Source organism: Streptomyces sp. NPDC002776, from assembly GCF_053592195.1.
Genome location: NZ_JBSFVG010000070.1, coordinates 1 through 1,024, shown reverse-complemented (window position 1 = coordinate 1,024; position 1,024 = coordinate 1). Strand labels below are relative to the sequence as shown.

The following is a 1,024-nucleotide window of genomic DNA, read 5'->3' as shown; positions in this document are numbered from 1 at the left end:
ATACTTGGTGCCCCACTTCTCGGAGAACTCCAGGAACCGTTCGGTCGCCGCGGCCTCGCTCGGCGCCGTGTAGACGGGCTTGAGATCCTTGGAGACCTTGTCCCAGTCCTGGCGAGCGCAGTAGCGGATGCTGTTGCGAATCAGGTGAACAATGCAGGTCTGAACGACCGTGCGGGGCCAGACGGTCTCGACCGCGTCCGGCAGACCCTTCAGCCCGTCGCAGACGAGCATCAGGACATCTTCAACTCCGCGATTCTTGAGCTCGGTGAAGACCTGGAGCCAGTGCTTGGCGCCCTCGCCGCCGTCGCCGGCCCAGATCCCGAGGATGTCGCGAGTGCCCTCGACGGTCACAGCCATCGCAACGTAGACGGGCCGATTAGCGACCTTGCCATCGCGAATCTTCACATTGATGGCGTCTACGAAGACGACGGGGTAGACGCGATCCAGCGGGCGGGCCTGCCATTCCGCCATGCCCTCCATCACCTTGTCCGTGATCGTGGAGATGGTCTGCTTGGACACCTCTGCCCCGTACACCTCGGCCAGATGAGCCGATATCTCCCCGTGCGTGAGGCCCTTCGCGGACAGTGAGAGCACCATCTCGTCCACGCCGGTCAGACGGCGCTGCCGCTTGCGGACGATCTGCGGTTCGAAGGTGCCGGCGGTGTCGCGGGGCACCTTCACCTCGACCGGACCGACGTCGGTCAGCACGGTCTTCGACCGGGTGCCGTTACGGGAGTTGCCGCTGTTCCGGCCGGCCGCGTCGTGCTTGTCATAGCCGACGTGATCGGTGATCTCGCCCTCCAGGGCGGACTCCAGCACCCGCTTCGTCAGCTGCTGCAACAGCCCGCCCTCGCCGGTCAACTGCAGCCCGTCCGACCGGGCGCGGTCGACGAGCATCCCGATCAGCTGCTCGTCCGACACCGCCTCCCCAGCCGACTCGACGACCGGCTCCTCCACGGCTTCGTGCTCGGTGATGGTCTCGCTCATCAGGCGTCTCCTTGATCATCGGATCCGCCGTCTATTG

At 65.3% G+C, this 1,024-nt stretch carries 1 protein-coding gene; it reads right to left on the bottom strand.

Annotated features, from left to right (window positions below; all coding sequences use genetic code 11):
* On the bottom strand, positions 1 to 987 hold a 987-nt coding region (locus tag ACWD11_RS35185; protein WP_451287976.1), incomplete at its 3' end, for an IS256 family transposase.
* Positions 988 to 1,024 lie beyond the last annotated feature (37 nt).